The organism is Rhodococcus yananensis (assembly GCF_020515525.1).
Classification (GTDB): Bacteria; Actinomycetota; Actinomycetes; order Mycobacteriales; family Mycobacteriaceae; genus Rhodococcus; species Rhodococcus yananensis.
Map to the genome: position 1 here is coordinate 1 of NZ_JAIYEP010000042.1, position 21,118 is coordinate 21,118.

12 protein-coding genes and 3 pseudogenes are annotated in these 21,118 nt (G+C 66.2%); 10 read left to right on the forward strand and 5 right to left on the reverse strand.

Annotated features, from left to right (window positions below):
• Positions 1-177, reverse strand: a pseudogene (locus LDQ05_RS11695) (IS256 family transposase); the annotation flags it as partial.
• A gap of 522 nt (positions 178-699) precedes the next feature.
• Between LDQ05_RS11695 and LDQ05_RS11700 the strand changes: the two are divergent.
• Positions 700-1,752, forward strand: coding sequence for an alpha/beta hydrolase (locus tag LDQ05_RS11700; RefSeq protein WP_226437136.1), 1,053 nt, complete (start codon positions 700-702; stop codon positions 1,750-1,752).
• A gap of 98 nt (positions 1,753-1,850) precedes the next feature.
• On the opposite strand, the gene LDQ05_RS11705 is transcribed toward LDQ05_RS11700, so the two are convergent.
• The 3 genes and pseudogenes from LDQ05_RS11705 to LDQ05_RS11715 form a co-directional block, all read right to left on the reverse strand.
• Positions 1,851-2,150: a hypothetical protein gene (locus tag LDQ05_RS11705; protein WP_193904203.1), complete on the reverse strand. Its 300-nt coding sequence runs from the start codon at positions 2,148-2,150 to the stop codon at positions 1,851-1,853.
• A 109-nt stretch (positions 2,151-2,259) separates the two neighbouring features.
• Positions 2,260-2,676, reverse strand: a pseudogene (locus LDQ05_RS11710) (transposase); the annotation flags it as partial.
• Between the two features lie 35 nt (positions 2,677-2,711).
• Positions 2,712-4,024 (reverse strand): annotated as a pseudogene (locus LDQ05_RS11715) (IS256 family transposase).
• Positions 4,025-4,156: 132 nt separating this feature from the next.
• Here LDQ05_RS11715 and LDQ05_RS11720 point away from each other — a divergent pair.
• The gene (locus LDQ05_RS11720) at positions 4,157-5,629 is read left to right on the forward strand and encodes an HNH endonuclease signature motif containing protein (protein ID WP_226437137.1); all 1,473 of its coding nucleotides are present in this window, start codon (positions 4,157-4,159) and stop codon (positions 5,627-5,629) included.
• Here LDQ05_RS11720 and LDQ05_RS11725 read toward each other — a convergent pair.
• Positions 5,538-7,022, reverse strand: coding sequence for a Fic family protein (locus LDQ05_RS11725; protein ID WP_226437138.1), 1,485 nt, complete (start codon positions 7,020-7,022; stop codon positions 5,538-5,540). The genes LDQ05_RS11720 and LDQ05_RS11725 overlap by 92 nt on opposite strands.
• Positions 7,023-7,087: 65 nt before the next feature.
• Between LDQ05_RS11725 and LDQ05_RS11730 the strand changes: the two genes are divergently transcribed.
• The 8 genes from LDQ05_RS11730 to LDQ05_RS11765 all read left to right on the forward strand — a co-directional run bounded on the left by LDQ05_RS11730 (position 7,088) and on the right by LDQ05_RS11765 (position 21,107).
• The gene (locus tag LDQ05_RS11730) at positions 7,088-10,534 is read left to right on the forward strand and encodes a DEAD/DEAH box helicase family protein (protein ID WP_226437139.1); all 3,447 of its coding nucleotides are present in this window, start codon (positions 7,088-7,090) and stop codon (positions 10,532-10,534) included.
• 13 nt (positions 10,535-10,547) lie between these two features.
• Positions 10,548-12,641, forward strand: coding sequence for an MMPL family transporter (locus LDQ05_RS11735; protein ID WP_226437140.1), 2,094 nt, complete (start codon positions 10,548-10,550; stop codon positions 12,639-12,641).
• Between the two features lie 79 nt (positions 12,642-12,720).
• A complete protein-coding gene (gene lysX / locus LDQ05_RS11740) occupies positions 12,721-16,047 on the forward strand; it encodes a bifunctional lysylphosphatidylglycerol synthetase/lysine--tRNA ligase LysX (RefSeq protein WP_226437141.1) in 3,327 nt (1,108 codons plus the stop codon).
• 151 nt (positions 16,048-16,198) lie between these two features.
• A complete protein-coding gene (locus tag LDQ05_RS11745) occupies positions 16,199-18,208 on the forward strand; it encodes a HAMP domain-containing sensor histidine kinase (RefSeq protein WP_226437142.1) in 2,010 nt (669 codons plus the stop codon).
• Between the two features lie 88 nt (positions 18,209-18,296).
• Positions 18,297-18,896, forward strand: coding sequence for a histidine phosphatase family protein (locus tag LDQ05_RS11750; protein ID WP_226437143.1), 600 nt, complete (start codon positions 18,297-18,299; stop codon positions 18,894-18,896).
• 90 nt (positions 18,897-18,986) lie between these two features.
• Complete coding sequence (locus tag LDQ05_RS11755) at positions 18,987-19,379, forward strand: hypothetical protein (protein WP_226437144.1); 393 nt, start codon at positions 18,987-18,989, stop codon at positions 19,377-19,379.
• 82 nt (positions 19,380-19,461) lie between these two features.
• Positions 19,462-19,782: a hypothetical protein gene (locus LDQ05_RS11760; RefSeq protein WP_226437159.1), complete on the forward strand. Its 321-nt coding sequence runs from the start codon at positions 19,462-19,464 to the stop codon at positions 19,780-19,782.
• A 542-nt stretch (positions 19,783-20,324) separates the two neighbouring features.
• Positions 20,325-21,107: a ThiF family adenylyltransferase gene (locus LDQ05_RS11765; protein WP_226437145.1), complete on the forward strand. Its 783-nt coding sequence runs from the start codon at positions 20,325-20,327 to the stop codon at positions 21,105-21,107.
• The last annotated feature ends 11 nt before the right edge of the window (positions 21,108-21,118 follow it).

Genomic DNA, 21,118 nt, shown 5'->3' on the forward strand with positions numbered 1-21,118 from the left:
GTCGACCTCACCGGCGTGGCGGGCGATATAGTCGGCGACCTCGGCCTGCAGTGCGGCGGCGAGCATCTGCCGGGCGCCGTCGCGGACGATCTCGTCGAGTAGCGACCCACCCGCACCCGCGGTGGCGCCGCTGCCGGCCTCGTTGGAGTCGTCGTTGTTGTCCAGTACCGTGAGCACGGGCGTGCCTTCCCGCCAGCGTTGGCGCGCTAGTCTTGATCAGAATCCTGTGACTTCGTAGATCATCATCCGGGAAGGCGCGCCCTCCCGGGATCCACAGGTTCTGATCATTGCTCGGTGACCAACCGTTGTGGGGTCACCAGGTCGAGAAACTGGGTATTGGTGTCGCGTTTCCGTTTCGGAAGATTAGCCACGGGCGTCTTCACCAAGCTCTGTGCACGGTGTTGATGCCGGGAGTGCAGAACCGCGCGAGAGAGGTGGCACACGAGATGGCAGGCGAGAACGGTACGGTTCAACTCGGTGACACGGTGGAAGCGCTTGCGGTGGCTTGATCACAAGAGTGCAGCACCTGCGGAGAACACCCGCCTCGGTGCTTGGTCGCGATCTGACCATCCAGTAGCGTCCGCGTGTCTTGAGGTTGTGCTGAAGGTCGAGGGGCGCCCCCGGGGGGCAAGAATGGAGAGGGTTGACGTGAGTCGGAGATCGGTCCGCAGGGCCACATCGATAGCAATCGCAGGAGCGATGGCCATCGCGCTGGCGGGGACAGTTGGAAGCGGCGCGGCGATCGCCGAAGAGAACACATCGACGGATCCGATCGTGGTGTCGCAGTCTCTGTTGGCTGACCCGGTGGCACCGAACGGATCGAAGATCGTCTCGCAAGAGATCGACGGCCAGAAGCTGACGCTGAAGGTGTACTCGGCTGCGATGGACAAGGACATCACCGTCTACGTCCAACGACCCAACGATGCGTCCGAGCCGCGGCCCGTGCTGTATCTGATCAACGGCGCCGGCGGCGGCGTGGACAGGGCCACGTGGTGGGCGAACACTAATGTCGGCGACTTCCTGGCCACCCAGGATGTGAACGTGGTGATGCCGGTCGGTGGCCCGTTCGCTTACTACACCGACTGGAAGAACGACGATCCGGCGCTGGGTCGCAACAAGTGGCAGACGTTCTTCCTCGAGGAGCTTCCGCCGCTGGTGGATGCCGCCTTGGGAACGAATGGTGTGCAGGCGATCGCCGCGAACTCCATGACTGCCACCGCCGTTTTGCAGTATGCGATTGCCAAGCCCGGGTTCTACTCCGCGGTGGCCGGCTACAGCGGCTGTGCGCAGACCTCGGATCCGATCGGCAAAGAGTTCATGAAGCTCGTCGTCGAAACCTACGGTGGCGGCGACATCCGCAACATGTACGGCGAGGATGACGATCCGCTGTGGCGGGAGAACGACCCGGTCATCAACGCCGAAGGTCTGCGTGGAACCCCGCTGTTCATCTCCGACGCCACTGGCCTTCCTGGTCGGCACGAGGTGCTCGGCAGCGAGTTCACGATCGGCGAGCCCGACGCCACCACGGGGGAACAGGCGCTGGCGTTGGCCAATCAGGTCGTCGTGGGTGGCGTGATCGAAGGGGCGGTGCATTGGTGCACCACCAATCTGCAGAAGCGCCTGAACGAGCTGGATATCCCGGCCACGTTCGACCTGCAACCTGGCGGTACCCACTCGTGGGGTTACTGGCAGGACGCCTTCTACCGGTCGTGGCCGATGCTCTCTGAAGAGCTCGGGCTCACCGAGAAGTAACACGTCGACGCGTCAGTCGTAGCCGGGGCGCCCAGCAGTCGAAGATCTTGTTTTCTGGAGATCTTCACTGCCGGGCGCCCTTGCCTATGTCCAGTCGGCTACGCGACCATGCTCGCCGCGGGTTCGGCCCACGACGCGACCTTGTCGTTGTGACCTCGGTGTGGCAGTCGCCGCGACACCAGCACCAGTTGTCGTGCCAACACCGCCGTGGCGACTACGTAGTACGGCCATGCCACCCACATCCCACCGTCGGTGCCGTTCCATCCGAGATAGGTGAATCCCATCGGGATGAACGCAGCCGGCACGTACAACAGCGAACGCACCGCGCCAGCTGCCCAGGCAGAGCGCACCAGCGAGATCGTGATCAACGCGGCAATGATGCCGAGCGCGAGTTGCATCGGCCGCCTCCTTTCCGTTCCCGGACAGTGTGACGACAGCGGTTCGGTCGCGCGGCAGTTAGAACTCCGGAGCGTTCTCGTTGAGGTAGGTATTGATGGCTCTTCGCAGTTAGCAGTGGCATTGGCGCCGGCTGGATGCGACCCGACGTGATCGTCGAGTGCAGGCCCACCGTACCCGGCGGCGTTGGTTCTCCGGGGTACGGAACCCGAACGCGATACGGCCGACGTGCTTGACGATCCGGTTGTAGCCTTCACTGCGCGCATTCGACAGGCCGGTGGGGATCGCCAGGATCATCGGTTCCTGCCACGCCGAGACGGTCGTCGCCAGCTTGCCGATCTCCGGGACACGGCATGCCGCGCAGAACGTGTAGAACCGATACAGTCTGTCCCGGATCTCATGGCGAAGGCCACCACGATCGGTGCAGCGCAACACATCGCGCAGCAGTTCCTTCGCTATCCATGCCGCAGCGATGTCCCCGTGCGGGTCGGCGGCGGTCAGCTTCTCGAACAGGGCCGATCGTTTGTTCGGAGGAATTGTCAATACCTGTGGATCTCGGTTTGTCAGGCGACCTCGGACACCGGAGTATCCGGTGACGGATCCGGGGTGATGTCGACCGGCCGCTCGAGGAGCTTGCCCTTGTGGAACAGCACGCCCGCCCGCACCAGTGCGACCAGCTGCGGGGCGTTGACGGCCCGCCACCGCGACTGCGCCGCCTCGATCAGCTTGTAGGCCATCGCCATGCCTGCTGCTCGTGCGCCCGGTCCCTTCGTCACTCTGGTCCGAAGCCACACCGTCGCGAAGGTCGATTCGATGGGATTCGTCGTGCGTAGATGCACCCAATGCTCGGCGGGATACCGGAAGTATTCGAGCAGCACCTCGGCGTCGTCGACGATCTTTTTGACCGCCTTCGGATACTTCGCGCCGTAGTCCCGTTCGAACGCCGCGATCGCCAACTGCGCCCTGTCGATGTCCTCGGCCCCGATGATCTCCTTCATCGCCGCCAACGCACCCGGATGCGCCGACTTCGGGAGTGCAGCAAGAACGTTGAATTGTTTGTGGAACCAGCAGCACTGTTCCCGCGTCTCGGGGAACACCTCCCGCAACGCCCTCCAGAACCCCAGCGCCCCGTCCCCGACTGCGAGCACCGGTGCCCGCACGCCGCGCCGGCGGCAGTCCCGCAGCAGGTCCGCCCAGGATTCGGTGGACTCGCGGTAGCCGTCGGTGAGCGCGACGAGTTCCTTACGTCCGTCGGCGCGGACCCCGAGCATGACCAGCAGGCAGAGTTTCTCCTGCTCGAGCCTCACCTTCAGTGGATTCCGACGACCCACAGGTACACGTAGTCGACCTGCGAGAGATCCCGCTGGGCGAAGGCTTTCGCCTCGTCCTGCCACTGCGCGGTCAGCCGGGTGATCGAGGAGGCTGAAAGACCCGCTCCGGAGCCGAGGAACTGCTCGAGTGCGGGTCCGAAGTCGCTGGTCGACAGGCCGTGCAGGTACAGCAGCGGCAGCACCTCGGACACCGGGGTGGACTTGCGGGCCCAGGCCGGCAGGATCGACGAGGCGAACTTCTTGCGTGTGCCGGTGTCGGGGTCGATGCGCTTGTCGTTCACGCGTGGGGCTTTCACTGTCACTGTTCCGGCGGCGGTCATCACGTCGCGTTCAACGTGGTAGCCGTTGCGCACGACCAACCGGTGGCCGTTGTCGTCGACCTCACCGGCGTGGCGGGCGATATAGTCGGCGACCTCGGCCTGCAGTGCGGCGGCGAGCATCTGCCGGGCGCCGTCACGGACGATCTCGTCGAGCAGCGACCGACCCGTGGCGGCACCGCCACCGGCCTCGTTCGGGTCCTGGTCTTCGTGTACTACCGTGAGCATGGGCGTGCCTTCCCGCCAGCGTTGGCGCGCTGGTCTTGATCAGAATCCTGTGACTTCGTAGATCATCATCCGGGAAGGCGCGCCCTCCCGGGATCCACAGGTTCTGATCATTGCTCCGACGGGCTCGGTCGAGTGGGAAACCACCTGGCCACCCTCGACGCTGCCATCGAGGGTCTACTCACCGAGCCGCTGACGAGCCTGTCCGAATCCAATGTTGTCGAAGCGCTGCAACGGATCGAAGTATCCCTACGGAAGGCCGCCGTCGTCGGGCACCGGCTTGTCGTCGAATCCGTCGAACGGTCGATCCCCGCACACCTCGCCTGCCGCTCCATCAACGACTTCCTCGTCTCCACTCTCCGCATCTCGGGAGCCGATGCCGCGAAACGCGTGAAGGGCGCCACCAAGACCGGCACCTGGCACACCCTCTGCGGCGAGCCGATGGACGCTACACTCCCCGCCACCGCGTCGGCCGGCCGCGAAGGTGCCATCGGCCCCGACCACGTTGCCGCAATCGCCAGAACCATGCGGCAGCTCCCGAGCGGCACCACCCCGGACGAAATCGACGCCGCAGAGCAGATCCTCGCCGACGCCGCCCGCTCCACCACCCCTGAAGACGTCACCAAGATCGGCATCCACCTGCTCGCTCACCTCAACCCCGACGGCAACGCCCCCGACGAGCGCGAACGGAAGCGGCGCCGTGGCCTGCGGCTCGGCAAGCAGGGCACCGACCTGATGACCCCGATCTCCGGACTGCTGGATCCGGAGACGCGGGCATTCCTCGAACCGGTGCTCGCCAAGCTCGCCCGCCCCGGCATGAACAACCCCGACGACCCCGAATCACCCACCGGGGATGTCGATTCCCCGAATCTGGACCGTACGGCGATGGCAAAGGCCGCTGCCCGCGACACCCGCACAGCGGTACAGCGCAACCACGACGCACTGAAGGCCGGGCTGCGGCAGATGCTGTCGTCCGGCGTGCTGGGCAGTCATCGCGGCCTACCGGTGACGGCGATCATGACAATGTCGGTACACCAACTCGAGAAGGCGTCCGGCGTGGCGACTACCGCCACCGGCGGCATCGTTCCCATCAGGGATGCACTGCGCATGGCGCAGAACGCCCACCCGGTGCTCGCCATTTTCGACCACAACGGCCGCCCCCTTCACCTCGGTCGCGCCCGACGCCTCGCCTCGGCGGATCAGCGACTCGCCCTCATCGCAGCGTCTCGCGGGTGCACGCGTCCCGGTTGTGATGCTCCTGCGTCCCTCACAGCCGTGCACCACGTGAACGAGTGGCAGCACGGCGGCGCCACCGACATCACCAACGAGGATCTCGCCTGCGACAGCTGCCATGCCCTCGTTCACGACGGTCCCGGCGGCTGGAAAACCCGCGTCGCACCGCCCGATGCTGCGCATCCGGGCCGCGTCGAATGGATCGCGCCACCTCACATCGACCCCGACCGGCGACCCCGAGTCAACCGCCGGCACCACCTGGATCATTTCGTCGCCGGCGCCCTCACCCGGCACCGTTACCGTCGGGAACGGCCGAGCCGGAGAGATACATCCCGCGACGCCCGGAGCGATGACAACGCCCCGCCACATCCTTGATACCGAGACACGTCTCTCGGAAACAGTCGATCAGGTCGAGGACGTCGCGTGCGACGTACCCTGTGGTGCCGCGTTCGACGCTCTTGCGGGACAGGACTCCGGCGTCCGCGAGTTCCTCGAGCGCGGCTCGCGCTGCGGGGAACGACACCCCGAGGATCCGTTGCACAGTGCGCGCGGTCATGATCGGCGCCTCAGCGAGCACCGGAAGGATGCGTGCTGTCGCGGACCCTGCGCGGGGCTCCCCTCGAAGGCCTTGCGCCTCGCGGTGGCCGGCAAGGCGGCCAACCCACTCGAGCGCCAGCTCGTCGATGTCCCGTGCCAAACGTTGCGCGTGCTCCGATGCGATGACAGCGGACTCGATAAACGTCGAGAGCCAATCGTTCACACCAGCGACGGCGTCGGGATCGACCGGGTTGCCCACATACCGGTAGGCGCTCAACCCGTCGACGTAGCGGTCGCTGAGAGTCGCCAGCACGAGACTGATCGGGAGCACCGCCTCCGGGGCCAGACCGCGCCGGGCAAGAACGGTGTGGATCAACGCGCGCCCGACCCTACCGTTGCCATCGGTGAACGGATGGATCGTTTCGAACTGGGCGTGCACGATCCCGGCTTGAATCAGCGGTCCGTGCAGGGATCCGTTGAGATAGTCGACGAGGTCGGTCATCAACGGTCCGACATCCTCGGGCGAGGGCGGGACGAAATCCGCTTCGAGCGGATGCCGATTCGAGCCTCCGATCCAGTTCTGAACCTGCCGGAGGCCGTGATGCCGTTCGTCGGGCAGTAGCGCTGCGTGCAGCATGACCACGTCATCCACGGTGACGGCGTCGGTGTCGACCAGACTGCTCGACGCACGCCGGAGGACCGAGATGTTGTTGGCCACCAGGCGCGCCTGGTCGCTGAACCCGCGGATGTCCTCATCCTGCGCCAATTCGGCCAGGGCGACCTGCTGAGGTGAGGGGGCGATCCCCTCGATCATCGAGCTGGCGATCGCCTCCGACCGCAGCAGAAATCGAGCGATCGACTGCAGTCCGCCCGAACCAGGACCTGTTCCGAGTCTCCGGATGTCGCGCTCTGCGGACGCGGCACGCGCAGCAAGGTCGGGAGGCATGATCAGTGGTCGGTCCGTCACCAGGTCGGGAAGGTAACGGTCGTAATGACCGCCACGACGATCGCGCGCAACCAGACCGGAACCGGGATCCGGCTTCCAATACGCGCGATACAGCTCGGCCACTGTGCGAATCCCTTCATTCTGCCCGATACAATCAAAGCTTAGTATCTCAACCTTTAATGCGCGACGATCGTATTGAAGATTGGCGGCATTCGGCCCCGGCGTTCGTGTCAGACCCGGCCAGTAGTGTTCGTCGGCTCCGGACAACTCGGATGCCTGTGCCAAGATCGAGCACAGAACGACACGTCACTGCGCGGGCGCGCACACGAGCGAAGAGAGGACCACGGTCCATGGTGGGGAACTTCGACTTCCTACAGGCCGAATGGCCGCAGCTGCATGCCGAGGCCAAGAAGGCCGAGCGCGACGCACTCTTCGACCCGCGAACCACCTGCTTCTACGCCCGTCGCGTCGTCGAGCACACCGTCAAATGGATTTACCGCACCCAGAACCTGCCGGAACCGTACAAGTCCGATCTTGCGGCCCGGCTGCATGACGGCAAGTTCGTCGCCGTCGTCGGGCACTCCCTCGTCGCGAAAATGGATCTCATCCGCCGGCTCGGCAACACCGCCGTCCACGAGACCAGGCCCGTCCCGAAGGACGCAGGCACGAAGGCGCTCGCGGAACTGTTCCACATCCTGTCCTGGCTGGCCCGCAACTATGCGACGCAGCCGTCGAGCAAGCCGTCGCCGCAGCAGCAGTTCGACCCGGCGCGGCTGCCCAAGCCGGGCGGCGGGGCAGTCGTCGCGAAGACCGTCGCGCAGCTCGGCAAACTCGAAGCCGAGTTGGCCACCAAAGACGCGAAGCTCGAGAAGTCCGAGGCCGAGAAGCAAGACCTGATCGCGCAGGTCCAGGCCCGCGACGAGGCTGCCGAGACGGCAGACCTGGAGAAGGCGAGCCTCGAGCAGCTCATCGCGGAGCTGCGCGCCCAGATCGAGGCGGCCCACCAGGCCAGTGCCGTCGCCCCCGACACCCATGACTACGACGAAGCGCAGACCCGCCGCGACCTCGTCGACCTGATGCTCCGCGAATCCGGGTGGCTGCTCGACCAGCCGCGAGACCGCGAGTACCCGGTCACCGGAATGCCCGACAGCAAGAGCGGATTCGCCGACTACGTGCTGTGGAGCGCCGACGGGCGCCCGCTTGCCGTGGTGGAGGCGAAACGGACGTCCGTGGATCCGTTCGCCGGGAAGCAGCAGGCGAAGCTGTACGCCGACTGCCTCGAACAGATGACGGGGCACCGCCCGGTCATCTATTACACCAACGGTTTCGAGCACCATTTCTGGGACGACCTGCGCTATCCGGTGCGGCAGGTCGCCGGTTTCCACACCCGCGACGAACTCGAACTTCTCGTCGCGCGCCGAGCCTCGATCCGGCCACTCGCCGACATCCCCGTACCGCAGGAAATCGCCGGCCGGCCGTACCAGGAGAAGGCCATCCGCGCCGTCTCCGAACGGTTCGAGCACGAGAACCAGCGGGCCGCATTGCTGGTCATGGCCACGGGTTCCGGAAAGACCCGTACCGTCGTCGCTCTTGCCGACATGCTGATGCGCGCCAACTGGGTCAAGCGGGTGCTGTTCCTCGCCGACCGCAAGGCCCTCGTCAAGCAGGCCGTCGCCGCGTTCAAGACGCATCTACCCGATTCGTCGCCGGTGAACCTGCTCACCGACAAGAACACCGAGGGCCGCGTCTACGTCTCCACCTATCCCACGATGATGGGACTCATCGACGAAACTGATAGTGGTGCAAAACGATTCGGTCCTGGATACTTCGACCTCATCGTCATCGACGAGGCGCATCGTTCGGTGTACCAGAAGTACCGGCACATCTTCGGCTATTTCGACTCGCTGCTCCTCGGACTCACCGCCACCCCCAAGGACGAGGTGGACTACAACACCTACCAGCTGTTCCAGCTCGAAACCGGTGTCCCCACCGACAACTACTCGCTCGATCGGGCCATCAAAGACAAGTTTCTCGTACCGCCGCGCGCGGTGACGGTGCCACTGACGTTCCCGCTGCACGGCATCCGCTACGCCGACCTCAGCGACGAAGAGAAGAAGCGGTACGAGGGCATCGACTGGGGCGACGACGTCCCCGACGACGAGATCCCCGACGTCGTCCAGGCCGAGGCCGTCAACAAGTGGCTGTTCAACATCGACACCGTCGACAAGGTCCTCGAAACGCTCATGACGCACGGGCATCGCGTCGCTGGTGGCGACAGGCTCGGCAAGACCATCGTATTCGCGAAGAACGAGCGGCACGCCCAGTTCATCGCGGATCGGTTCGACGCCAACTACCCCGAGTTCAAGGGCTCGTTCGCGCGCGTCATCACCCACTCGGTGACGTACGGTCAAGACCTCATCGACAAGTTCTCACAACCCGACCAGGAACCGCACATCGCGATCTCCGTCGACATGCTCGACACCGGCATCGACGTCCCCGAAGTCGTGAACCTGGTGTTCTTCAAACCCGTGCGGTCGAAGTCGAAGTTCTGGCAGATGGTCGGCCGTGGCACCCGTCTGCGACCAGACTTGTACGGCCCCGGCCAGGACAAGACCGACTTCTTCATCTTCGACGTGTGCGGGAACTTCGACTACTTCGATCAGCACCCGGACGCCTCCGAGGGTGCACTCTCGCCGTCCCTGTCGCAGCGGCTGTTCACCGTACGCACCGAACTCGTGGCGGCACTGGACCGTTCCGGCGCGGTGACGGAACTGCGCAAGGCGACCGCGGACACACTGCACACCCAGGTTGCCGGTATGCGGCTCGACAACTTCATCGTCCGCACTCGCCGTCGTGAGGTCGAGAAATACGCCGACCGCGCTGCCTGGGACTCGCTGACAGAGCAGCAGGCCGCCGAGATCGTCGAGAGTCTCGCCGGGCTGCCGACCACCGTGCGCGACAGCGACGAGATGGCCAAGCGGTTCGATCTCGTAGTCCTGCGTGGTCAGCTCGCTGTCATCATCGACGACGGCACCCTTCCGAAACACGAGGGCACCATCCGCGGTGTCGCCGACGGACTGCTCGAGGAAGGGCTGACGATCCCGAAGGTCAAAGCCAAGGAAGAATTGCTCCGCGAGGTCGCGAGCGACGAATGGTGGCAGGACGTCACCCCGGAAATGCTCGAACACGCTCGGCGGGAACTGCGATCGGTCGTCGGGCTGCTGGAGAAGAAGAAGCGGGCCATCGTCTACACCGACTTCACTGATACCCGCGGCGAGGTCGTCGAAAGGAACATGCCGGAGATGTCGTCCGGTACCGATGTCGAGCGCTACACCGCGAAAGTGCGCGACTATCTGCGTCGCCAGCCCCACAACCTGGCCCTGCAGAAGCTGCGCTCCGGCAAATCGCTGACCCCGGCCGACTTGGAATCCCTCGAAGAGCTGCTGGCACGCAGCGGCGCCGGCGACTCCGAGGACATGGAACGGGCCATCGCAAACGCACAGGGGCTCGGGCGATTCATCCGCTCCCTGGTCGGCCTCGACCAGCAGGCCGTGCAGGAAGCCTTCGCGGAGTTCCTCGGTGAGCGAACCGCCTCGTCGAGCCAGATCGACTTCGTCAACCTCGTGATCAGTCACCTCACCCGGCACGGAGAAATGGATCCGAAGCTGCTGTTCGAAGCGCCGTTCACCGATACCGCGCCGCAGGGGCCAACTCAATTGTTCGCACCCGAGCAGACAAGACGGCTCGTCGGTGTCATCCGGTCGATCAGTGACTCCGCAGGAGCAGCCACCGCCTGACCAGGAGGATCTCTTGAGCACCACGACGACACCGAGTCCGCGCCGCTCGCGTCTGCGATGGCTGATACCAGCCGTTCTGCTGCTGGTGTGGCTCGGGATCGCGGGCGGCGGCGGACCCTTCGCCGGCAAACTCAGCGAAGTCGCCTCGACCGACGCAAGTTCCTTCCTGCCCACCTCGGCGGAATCGACCCGCGCCGACGAGATCTACGCCGAGTTCCGCGACAGCGACGCGATTCCGGCGATTGTCGTCGCCGAGCGCGACGGCGGGATCACCCAGGACGACATCGCCTTCCTCGCCACGGAATCGGCGGGACCGCCGCCCATCCCCTCCGAGGACGGGCAGGCAGTGCAGATGATCGTCCCGATCGACAGCAACGTCGAGGTCAAGGACGCTGTCGAAGAGCTGCGTACCGCACTCGAAGGCGCACCGGAAGGCCTGACCGTCCACGTGACCGGACCCGCGGGTCAGGCGGCGGATCTCTCGGCTGCGTTCGCCGGGATCGACGGACTGCTGCTGCTCGTCGCGGGCGGTGTGGTGCTGCTCATCTTGATCGTCGTCTACCGCAGTCCACTGCTGCCGTTCGTCGTCATCATCTCGGCCGTATTCGCACTCGCGCTCGCCAGCGCGCTCGTCTACCTGCTCGCCGACGCAGGCACGATCGCGCTCAACGGGCAGAGCCAGGGCATCATGTTCATCCTGGTATTCGGTGCAGCCACCGACTATGCGTTGCTGCTCGTCGCCCGCTTCAGAGAAGAATTGCGCATCCAGGAAGACAAGTACGCTGCCATGCGCACAGCGTGGCGCGCCTCGCTCGAACCCATCGCAGCATCGGCGGGCACCGTCATCCTCGGTGTGCTCTGCTTGCTGCTGTCCGATCTGAACTCCAACCGCGGTCTCGGACCGGTCGCCGCGATCGGTATTGCCGCGTCGTTCGTCGCCTCCATGACATTCCTGCCCGCCGCCCTCGTCCTACTCGGACGAGTCGCCTTCTGGCCCACCCGGCCGCAGTACGAACCAGGCTTCGACAGCGACAACCTGGAACAGGCGCACCGCTTCTGGAACCGAATCGCCCAGTGGGTGGGATCGAAACCGCGACCGATCTGGATCGTGTGCAGCCTCGTTCTCGTCGCGTTCGCTCTGCTGCTGCCGCAGTTCAAGGCAAGCGGTGTCGCCTCGTCCGACCTGTTCCTCCTGCAGACCGATTCGAAGTCCGGACAGCAGATACTCGGTGAGCACTTCGACGCAGGCAGCGGCTCCCCCACCGTGATCATCGCGAACGAATCGTCGCTCGACGCCGTCACCGACGCCGCCCGCATCGAGGGCGTCACCACCGTCGAACCGGTCACCGGACCCGACGGCAGCGTCACAGTCGTCGACGGACAGGTCGCGCTCCAGGCCACCCTCTCCGATCCGGCCGACTCGCTCGACGCCGAACAGACCGTCGAACGCCTCCGTGACGCCGTGCACGCAGTGCCCGGATCCGATGCGCTGGTCGGTGGACCCACCGCGGTCGATCTCGATACCAAGGACACCGCCACCCGCGACCGCACGCTGATCATTCCGGTGGTCGCGCTCGTGGTGCTGCTGGTGCTCATCGTGCTCCTGCGGGCGATCGTCGCACCGATCCTGCTGATGCTCACCGTCATCGTGTCCTTTGCGGCCACGCTCGGTGTGTCGTCGCTCCTGTTCAACCATGTATTCGGCTTCCCGGGCGCCGACCCCGTGGTGCCGCTGTTCGCGTTCGTGTTCCTGGTTGCGCTCGGCGTCGACTACAACATCTTCCTGATGACGCGGGTGCGGGAGGAGGCCGCGAGGGTCGGAACCCGGGAGGGCACGCTGCGGGCGCTGACCGTGACCGGCGGTGTCATCACGTCGGCGGGTGTCGTACTGGCGGCGACGTTCTCCGCGCTCGCGGTGATTCCCCTGCTGTTCCTCGCACAGATCGCGTTCATCGTCGCGTTCGGGGTGCTGCTCGACGCCCTGATCGTGCGCACGCTGATCGTGCCGGCACTGACCATCGACCTCGGCCGGAGGATCTGGTGGCCGAGCGCACTGTCGCGGAGCGAACCGCAGCGCGACGAGCAGGCGACGACCCCGGCGGGGTGAACCCCGACGACACGCCCACGACGGGCGAATACGGAGTTTCGGGCGGCGACGCGGGTGCCGCGCCGCTACCGTCGTGAGCATGTCTGCCGATCTCACCGAGCGGCCGGAGGCCCCGACCCGGGTGGGAACGTCCCGGCCGGCCGCGCTCGCCCACCGCCTGTCCGGACGTCTCGGTGCGGTTCCGCACATCGTGGGTGTCGCGCTGGCCGTGTATGCGGGGATCATGGCGTTGTGGTCGCTCTCGCCGACCCTCCGGTACTGGATCCACGCGCCCCGCGCGTACGTCGACGAATACTATTTCGACGCGCCCGACACCAGCCTGTCGTTCGCGCTCGTCCTGGCGGTGCTGGCCGCGGCGGTCGCCGGTCGCAAACGGATCGCGTGGTGGATCCTCACGATCTACCTCGGTGGGTTCGCGATCACGAATCTGGTGTCCGCCATCGCCTACCGCGATGCCGGACATCTCCTCGCGTTCGTCGTGCACGCGGTGGTCGTCGCGATCCTGCTGCTCGCGTATCCCGAGTTCTACACCCGGGTCCGGCGCGGCGCGGTCTGGAAAGCACTGGGGGTCCTGATCGTCGGGCTCGCGGTGGGCACGCTCCTCGGGTGGGGGCTGGTCGAGTTGTTCCCCGGCACCCTGCCCGGCGCCGACCGGTTCTGGTGGGCGTTCAACCGCGTCACCGCGTTGACGTTCGTCGACAACGACCAGTTCGGGGGGCGCCCGCACGGCCTGGTCAACACACTCCTCGGATTCTTCGGGGCACTGGCCCTTCTCGCCGCCCTGATCGTGTTGTTCCGGTCGCAGCGCGCGACCAACGCGCTCACCAGCAGCGACGAATCCGCGCTCCGCGGGTTGTTGGTGCAGCACGGCGACGATTCGCTCGGCTACTTCGCGACCCGCCGCGACAAGGCGGTCGAGTTCGCGCCCAGCGGGAAGGCCGCGGTGACGTATCGCGTCGAGGTGGGTGTGTGTCTGGCGTCGGGTGATCCGATCGGTGATCCGGAGGCGTGGCCGCACGCAATCGACGAATGGCTCGATCTGGCGCGTGCCTACGGATGGACACCCGCGGTGATGGGTGCGAGCGAAGCCGGGGCGACCGCGTTCCGCCGCGCGGGACTGACCGTTCTGCAGCTCGGCGACGAGGCGGTGCTCCACACCCGCGACTTCACGTTGTCCGGCCGCGACATGCGGCCGGTTCGGCAGGCCGTCAGCCGGGCACGCAAACATCATGTGATGGTGCGGATCCGGCGGCACCGTGATCTCGGCGCCGCCGAGATGGCCAACGTCATCCGGCTCGCGGACCTGTGGCGCGACACCGAGGACGAACGCGGATTCTCGATGGCACTCGGTCGGCTCGGCGACCCGCTCGACGGGGATTGCCTGCTCGTCGAGGCACTCGACGGCGACGACCCCGTCGCGATGCTGTCGCTGGTGCCGTGGGGCACCGACGGTGTGTCCCTGGATCTGATGCGCCGTAACCCGCAGGCCCCCAACGGCGTTGTCGAACTGATGGTCACCGAGCTGGCGACGCACGCCGACGCGTTCGGAATCGAGCGGATCTCGTTGAACTTCGCGGTGTTCCGCTCCGCGTTCGAGGAGGGCGCACGTATCGGTGCCGGCCCGATCATGCGGATGTGGCGGTCGATCCTGTTGTTCTTCTCGCGCTGGTGGCAGCTCGAGGCCCTCTACCGGTCCAACGTGAAGTATCACCCCGAGTGGGTTCCCCGGTACCTGTGTTTCCGCGACCACCGGGAGATCCCCCGCATCGGGATCGCCTCGGCGATCGCGGAAGGGTTCCTCACCGTCCCCACCTTCGGCCGACGGAACGCTCTCGCACACACCGGAATACACCCGAATGTCCCGGTTCCGCTCGCGGAGTCCGGTGTCCTGCACGACGACGGCAGCGCACCCGACGACGCGTCCTCCGGAACCACCGTCGCCGCACACGATCCCCGGCCCGAGCAGCAGCGGGTGCGCATGGAGACCCTCACCCGGATCGTCGCGCAGGGCGTCGATCCGTATCCGGTGGCGATCCCACCGACGCACGGCAACGCCGAGGCGCGAGCCGCACGGTCGGGGACCGCGGTGACCGTCGCGGGCCGCATCATGTTCATCCGGGATTTCGGTGGTGTCCTGTTCGCGGTGATCCGCGACCGGACCGGCGACCTGCAGATCCTCGTCGACCGCGAGCGCGTCGCGGGTCAGCGATTCCTGTTCGACCTCGGTGACCTCGTGGAGGTGTCCGGGGAGATGGGGCGCAGTCGCAGCGGTGAGATCTCCGTGCTCGCCGACTCGTGGCGGATCGACGGCAAGTGCCTGCACCCCCTGCCGGACAAGTGGCGGGGGCTCGTCGACCCGGAAGCGAAGGTGCGTCTGCGCTACGTCGATCTCGCGACCGATCGTGCTGCGCGCCGTCTGCTGGCCGCGCGCAGCGCGGTGGTGCGTTCGCTGCGCGACGAGTTGCAGTCCCGGGATTTCCTCGAGGTGGAGACACCGATCCTGCAGGCCGTGCACGGCGGCGCGAACGCGGCACCGTTCCTCACCCACATCAACGCCTACGACAGCGACCTGTACCTCCGGATCGCTCCGGAGCTGTATCTCAAGCGGCTGTGCGTGGCCGGCATGGAGAAGGTGTTCGAGATCGGGCGGGTGTTCCGCAACGAAGGTGCAGATTTCAAGCACAACCCGGAGTTCACGATTCTGGAGGCGTACGAGGCGCACAGCGACTACGAGAAGATGATGGTGCTGGCGCGGACACTGATCCAGCGGGCGGCGGTCGCGGCGCACGGTCGCGAGATCGTCGTGCGCCCCGGGCCGGACGGCACCCCCGTGGAGATCGACATCTCCGGTGACTGGCCGGTCCGCACCTTCCACGACGCCCTCTCGGACGGTCTCGGCGTACCCGTCGACGCGCAGACGCCCGTCGAGGTGCTCCAACGGTTGTGTGACGACCGGGGCATCGCGTACGACCCGGGCTGGGATGCCGGTACGACGGCACAGGAACTGTACGAACACCTCGTCGAATCACCCACCGAGTTCCCCACCTTCTACACCGATTTCCCGACGTCGGTGTCGCCGCTGACGAGGCCGCATCCACGCAAGCCGGGTGTCGCCGCGAAATGGGATCTGGTGGCGTGGGGCGTCGAACTCGGCACCGCGTACAGCGAACTGACGGACCCCGTCGACCAGCGGACGCGACTGACCGAACAATCGCTGCTCGCGGCCGGTGGCGACGAGGAGGCCATGGAACTCGACGAGGACTTCCTCACCGCCCTCGAATACGGGATGCCGCCGACCGGTGGGTTCGGCATGGGGGTCGACCGGATCGTCATGCTGATCCTCGGGGGCAGTATCCGCGAATCCCTCGCCTTCCCCTTCGTGAAACCGCTCCGCACTGGTATGTGACACACATCGGTGTCGGCCGCGACCGTGCTCGACGACACAAATGGAAGCGCCGGTATACAAGATCGGGTCGGCCGGGTAGAACGGTGCGCTGGCGTGCAGTCACGCAGACCGGTCTCGTCGGGATTCTCTCGCGGAAGGAACGACTCGGAGGATGGACAAACGCGGTATTCGTATGCTCCGGCCCCGCAACTGGCGGCTGGCGTACAAGCTCGGTGTGGTTCTGGCCGTGCCCCTGCTCGCCGCGACCGTCCTGGGAGGCTTCCGGGTGTCCTCCCAGCTCGACGACGCCCGCCGGGCCGCTGCCCTCGCCGAACAGACCGCGGTGGCCCCCGCGATGCTGGACTTCTCACGAGCCGTGGTCACGGTGGCGACGACGGCGTCGCTCGGGTTGCCTCCCCAATTCCAGTCGTCCGAAGACATCGAACGGTCGAAGGACTTCGCCGAACGTCTCGCCGCGCGGAGCGATCTCGACCCGCAGATCGCGCAGGACATCGATTCCGTTCTGGCCGACGGTGAAGCGCTCTACCTCGCCGCGGTCGACTCGCAGATCACCCCGGACGAGCTGCGCCGCAGCACCACCGACTTCCTGGCACGCTGCCGGAACATCATCCGCGTCGTGTTCGATCTCCTCGAGGACAACGAAGCGCTGGTCGACGCCACCAACCTCCTCACGGTGTGGGACGCCCAGGTCAACCTGCTCGCCCAGATGGAATCGTTCCGGTTCCTCGGCACCAACCCGGAAGCCGCCCAGGTGGTGGCCCAGAACGCGATGAACGACGAGGAGGCCACGCTCGGCCTGCTCCGCGGATCCCGCCTCGACACCGGGCAGATCGACGCGATGCTCACCGACATCGCGAGCCGGAGGGAGCTCGTCCGCACCCTCGAACCGACCCCCGAATTCGGTGAGCAACTGGGCTTCGCGATGATCTCCGCCTCCCAGCCGTACAGCGACGCCATCGAGAGCGCCACCCGGAAGATCACCGTGACGATGGACCGGCTCGCCTCCGACGCGCGCAGCGCCGCGATCCGCGACGCGATCCTCGTCGGCGCGATCCTCACCTTCGCTCTCGTCCTCGCGCTGCTCGTCGCACGTTCCCTGTCGCGACCGCTGCAGCGTCTGAGGGAGGGCACCCTCGGCGCCGCCCACACCGATCTGCCCGCGGCGATCTCCGCGGTGAAGGACGGCGCCGACATCGACAGCGTGCGACTCCCGACGATCGACGTCCACACCGACGAGGAGATCGGTCAGCTCTCCCGCGCCGTCGACTCGATGAACAACGAGGCGCTGCGACTCGCCGGTGAGCAGGCCCGCCTCCGCAAACAGGTCTCCGTGATGCTCGAAACCCTGGCGCGCCGCAACAAGAGCCTCGTGGAACAGCAGCTGTCCCTGATCGATTCACTCGAATACCAGGAGAAGGACCCGGTCCGGCTGCAGAGCATGTTCGCGCTCGACCACCTGGCGGCCCGCATGCGCCGCACCGGCGAATCCCTGCTGGTACTCGCCGGAACCAGACCTCGCACCCGCACGGCACCGACCCTCATCTCCGATGTGCTGCGGGGCGCGGTATCGCAGGTGGAGAACTATCAGCGCGTCCGGATCGGTACGACCCCGCACGGGTACTTCACGGGCGTCGCAGTCAACGACGTCGCACACATGATCGCCGAACTCCTCGACAACGCGCTGCGGGCCTCACCACCGAACAGTTCGGTGTCGTTCGTGCTCTCCCCCGCCGTCGACGGCGGCCTGCTGCTCGACATCGCCGACAGCGGCATCGGTATTCCCGCCGACACGCTCGAGGAGATCAACACCCGCCTCGCGCAGGGCGACGACGCCGACGTCGACGCGCCCCGTCAGATGGGCCTGTTCGTGGTGGGCCGGCTCGCCGCCCGCAACGGCATCAACGTGCGACTCCGACCCACGTTCGACTCCGAGACCAACGCGGGTGTCACCGCATCCATCTATTTCCCGGCGTCGATGCTGCTGGACGTGGACACCCGGGCACCCGCACCGATGCGTGAGCGGCCTCGCCGCCTGACGCTGCCCCGCTCCGAGAGCGACACCGAATACACATCCGTGCCCGCGGACCGGGCCGCGCACCACCACCGGGCACCGACGGAGCCCCCGCATCCGCGGACCGACAGGACGAATCCGCCGGATTGATCACGTCCCGGGGACCGGTGTCGTTTCACGTGAAACGACGCCGGTCCCCGCGTCCGTCGCGTCCCCGCGCCGTGGCAGGGTGTGCCCCGTGCAACTGTTGTTGATCCGACATGCCCAACCCGCCCTCACCGTCGTCGACGCGGGCCCGGCCGATCCGCCGCTCACCGACGTCGGCCGTGCCCAGGCCGACCGGCTACCCGACGCACTCACGCCGTACCGGATCACCCGCATGTTCTCCAGCCCGCAACGCCGGGCGCTCGAGACCGCACGGCCCCTCGCCACCCGACGCGACCTGCCGGTCGACCGGCTCGACGACCTCGCCGAGTACGACCACGGGCTGGGTCACTACATCCCGATCGACCAGGCCCGCGATCTCGCGCCCGCGGCATTTGCGCGTATCCGCGCAGGTCACCTTCCCGACTTCGTGGATGCGGACGAATTCCGCACCCGGGTGCTCGGCGCCGTCGACGCGATCGTCGACGCATCCGGGCACGACGAGACGGTCGCGGTGGTCGCGCACGGCGGCGTGATCAACGTGCTGCTGCAGGACCTCCTCGATCTCGACCGGCCCCTGACCTTCCCCGTCGACTACGCATCGGTGACGCGGATCCTGGTGTCACGGAACGGAGAGCGGCGCGTCGCCTCCGTCAACGAGACCGGACACGTGCGCGACACGCTGCGGGTGTGACGAGACGGGCGGGCCGTCCGATCACCTGCGCCGAGCACAGACCGCTGGCTACTCTGGAACCGTTCCCGTTCCGCGACCGAGGAGTCCTGCATGCGCACGTCCGCCCGACTGTCCGCCCTCCTCGCCCTCGTCGGCGCCGTCGTCCTCGGCGCACCGGCCGTGGCATCCGCCGACGTATGGCCCAGCGAGACCGACAATCCGTTCGTGGAAAAGGATCCCCCGTTCCTGACCCCGAACGACGGCGAGTTCTGGAACCCGCTGGTCGCCAAGGATCGACTCACGTCACCGTTCGGGACCTCGCACCGCATCGAGTGCACCTCGTTCCACGGTGTGCTGGGCGAATGCTGGCAGGCCGACGACACCGGAGCAGCCGTCAAGCTCGTCCATCTGCCGTTCAACTTCCCGGCCGTGACGGGATCGGCGCTACCCGGTGGGGGTCCGTCGCACTACGTCTACCCGGGGTTCATTCCCGGGATCGGGTGACCTGTCTGCTCGATCACGGCACTGCCGACCCGCCGATTCCGGCCTGGTCACGCCGCCCCTGGGATCGGTTCGAGTACGCCATGTGAAGCCGGATTCGTTGCGCCGTCGACAGCGTCTCGCCCGCAGGCCCGTCCAGGACTTCGGCGACTCCGGCATGGCCTTCAACCGCACCCGCGCCGCTGCCACGCTCACCGGTGACCCGAAACTGGTCAAGGCGACCACCGGCACTGTCCGGCGGAAGCTATCGGCTGTGCGAGCCGACGTGCTCGTCGACGTCCTCGGCCGCCTGGCCGCCGATGTCGAGGCCGTCGGCGAAGGCCCGGTACCGGTCGAGCGTGCAGCGTTCGATGACATGGCGGAGCGGGCCCGTTGGCACCGTGAGCGGGTCGCGTACGACGACTGACGCGGGCCACGGCGGACTTCTCTAGTCGGCGGCATCCTCGCAGACTCCACACGCGACTGTCGCTCAGCGGAATCGCCGCCGGCGTCGCGAACCTGACCATCCCCGGTGTCACTGTGCTGGTGGTAGCCCGGTCCGCATCCGGTCCGAAGGTCCCCAACCGGTGGGCGAATGCTTTGGGCGCCCAGCGACGAGAGCTCGCCCTCGTGCCTTCCGCATGATCGAATCGGCTTGGTGTGCGGTGTCTGTTCCAGCGAAAGGCCGGTGCGCGGGACTTTCGAGCCATTCGTTCGGGTCGAAAGATCAACTGTGGCATCCGCGCGGGTCGCGCTTGCGTAGTCCCGGCCGAGCACTATAGTTGCGGCCGGAGAAACCGTTCGGTTGGTTCCTCCTCTTCGACGTCGGGGGGTCCGTCACCACAGCATCTGTTCCCGCGTGCCTGTACAAGTACACGCCGCGGGCCAGTCGGTGCTGGGTTCTCCACGCACGTGTGACACAACGTAGACGGGGGATTTGTGTATCCACGAGAAGTACTGTTCGGGCGCATGCTGGGATTGGTCACAGAGGAACAGTTGCGTCAACTGGGCGAGGCCACGATTGCGATCCCTGGTTGCGGCGGAACCGGTTACACGTACGCAGAGTGCCTTGCGCGGATGGGAATCGGGAACTTCCGTCTCTCGGATACGGACCGGTTCGGGCCCGAGAACATGAACCGCCAGTTCGGCGCAACGGTGGACACTGTCGGGCGTCTCAAGTCCGACGTGCTCGAAGAGCGCTTGCGGTCGATCAATCCGGAGATCACAGTCACGCGGTTCTCGGACATCGACGAAGACAATGTGTCCGACTTCGTCGTCGGCGCTTCGGCGCTGTGCGACACCATCGACTTCTTCGCCATGAACGAACGCCGGATGCTGCACCGTCAGGCGCGCGCTCACAAGGTTCCCACCGTGTTGTGCTGCCCGGTCGCGTACGGCGTGACAGGGCACTACTTCAACTACCATGAGAACGATCGAATCGACTTCGATGTCCTTTTCCACCAGTCTGATTCGAACGACGAGCAGCAGAACCTCGAGAACTTCGGAAATGCTCTGGCTCCGAACGCGCTGCACAGCGCCTACGTCGACGATCCCAACCTCGACTTCGAGAACCACAAGGTTGCCTCGCTGAGCGCTTCATGTCTTATGGCAACCTCGTGGGGGGCGATGCAAGCCGTTTGTGCAATCCTCGGACAGCCGTCGGCTTTCCGGCCCGTTCCCGAGATGTACGAGTTCGATCTTCGTGCTATGCAATTCGTTTCCAGATCCATGTCCACCGCTGTTCTCGACTGATCTATCGCGAC